3 protein-coding genes are annotated in these 1,911 nt (G+C 43.6%); 1 reads left to right on the forward strand and 2 read right to left on the reverse strand.

Annotation, left to right across the window (positions count from 1 at the left end):
- Positions 1-227, reverse strand: a 227-nt coding sequence (locus PGX78_RS07900; RefSeq protein WP_270446369.1) for a hypothetical protein, incomplete at its 3' end; no start/stop codon positions are given.
- Positions 228-269: 42 nt separating this feature from the next.
- Positions 270-1,118, reverse strand: a complete 849-nt coding sequence (speE, locus tag PGX78_RS07905; protein WP_270446370.1) for a polyamine aminopropyltransferase — start codon at positions 1,116-1,118, stop codon at positions 270-272.
- Between the two features lie 216 nt (positions 1,119-1,334).
- Between speE and PGX78_RS07910 the strand changes: the two genes are divergently transcribed.
- The coding region (locus tag PGX78_RS07910; protein WP_333524021.1) for a BadF/BadG/BcrA/BcrD ATPase family protein at positions 1,335-1,911 on the forward strand (577 nt) is incomplete at its 3' end.

Genomic DNA, 1,911 nt, shown 5'->3' on the forward strand with positions numbered 1-1,911 from the left:
TACCATGACGTCCCCTCAAAGTCAAGCCTTCTGGCGAAGGCTGCGGGGTTGCCGTCTACTGCGTGGCTTACAGGTAGCCTGTAAGCGTGTCCCAGAATGCAAGCTGCAAGCGGTGCATAAATGGCTGACCCGAACTTCCCTTCTCTCGCATTCCATGAATACCGGTCACCGGACGAAGTTGAATAACTCCCCTTTCTGCCTCTATCATTTTTTATATTGAGCCGCATACATAAAAAAGAGCTGTTATAAAATAGCTCTTTTTTTACCGATCACACATCTTTTTCGCCATAAAGCAACTCTTTTACGAAGTTCGGTAATACGAAGGCACTTTTCTGAATGCCTTCATTATAGTATTTCGTTTCAAAGGTCTGCTTCCGATTGGATTCCCATGTTAAAGGGTCATATTTTTTCGAACCCATGGTAAAGCAGTGCATCCCTGTAGGGTAGAGGGGTATGAAAGCCGTATATAGGCGCGTAATCGGGAAAATGGCACCTACGGCATCAAATACTTCACGTACTAATTTACGATGCATAAACGGAGACTCTGTCTGCTGCACGAAAATACCGTCATCCTTCAAAGCCTTATACGTGTCCTTATAAAAATCGTACGTAAACAAGCCTTCTCCGGGACCGACCGGGTCGGAGCAGTCTACAATAATAACGTCGTAGAAATTTTCCGCTTCTTTCATAAAAGCAATTCCGTCTCCTACTTTAACCGTCAGCTTGGGATTGTTTTCCAAAATAGCTGCCGAAATTTTGGGGAAATATTCCTTCGACAGTTCAATCACCTTGCCGTCAATATCTACCATTGTCACCTGTTCCACTTCCGGATGACGCACGGCTTCTCTCGCAGCACCCCCGTCACCGCCGCCAATGATCAATACATTTTTAGGCGAAGGGTGCAGAAAAAGAGGAATATGTGTAATATTTTCATGATACGTAAATTCGTCCTTGTCCGATGTTTGAAAAACACCGTCCAACATCAACATTCTTCCGTACTCCTTACTATCGGCCACAACAATATTCTGGAAATCCGACTTGCCTTCAAAAAGGATATCCGTTACTTCGGCCCGTAAATCTAAATACGGGGACTGATGTTCCGTTATATATTTTTTCATAAAATGCCTCCGTCTCTTAACATTATGCCATTTCATTTTAACATACTTCTATACTCTCGAACAGGATATACAGAATCGGGAACTGTTACAAAACGCTTGTGTTTTTGAATCTTCTATTTCCATGCATGTGGTATAATGATATATAGACCATAAACCTAATTTATACTATTATTGTATTCTTTATGGTCCGATTCAAATTTATTACAGGAGATTTTCATGAAAGACTTATTGCACATCGGCATTGATATCGGGTCTACTACCGTTAAAATTGCCGTCTTAAATAACGTAAAGCAGTGTCTTCACGCCTGTTACGTACGTCACTATACAGACATTCGACAAAAAGTGCTTGACCTGTTGGAAAACGCCTATGAAGTTTTCGGAGATCGGCAAATTTCTATTGCCATGACCGGCTCCGGCGGTATGGCCTTGGCTGACCATTTGCACATTCCTTTTATTCAGGAAGTCATTGCCGGTACGAAATCCGTTCGCACCTATCATCCGCAGGCGGATGTCATTATTGAATTAGGCGGCGAAGATGCTAAAATCACGTATCTCACAGGCGGTAACGAACACCGCATGAACGGGGCCTGCGCCGGCGGTACCGGTGCTTTTATCGATCAAATGGCAACGCTTTTACACACTGATGCTGCGGGATTAAATGAAATGGCGGAGCATTCAGATACGCTTTATCCCATTGCCGCACGTTGCGGCGTTTTCGCTAAAACGGATGTTCAGGCTCTGCTGAATGAAGGAGCCAGCAAGGAAAATATTGCCGCTTCCGTTTTTCAATCTA

The sequence above is a fragment of the Megasphaera sp. AF13-6AC genome (genome assembly GCF_027685385.1).
GTDB classification, from domain to species: Bacteria; Bacillota; Negativicutes; order Veillonellales; family Megasphaeraceae; genus Megasphaera; species Megasphaera micronuciformis.

Excerpts from the sequence above, each read along its gene's own strand:
- speE (WP_270446370.1), bottom strand. The coding sequence starts at position 1,118 with ATGAAAAAATATATAACGGAACATCAGTCCCCGTATTTAGATTTACGG.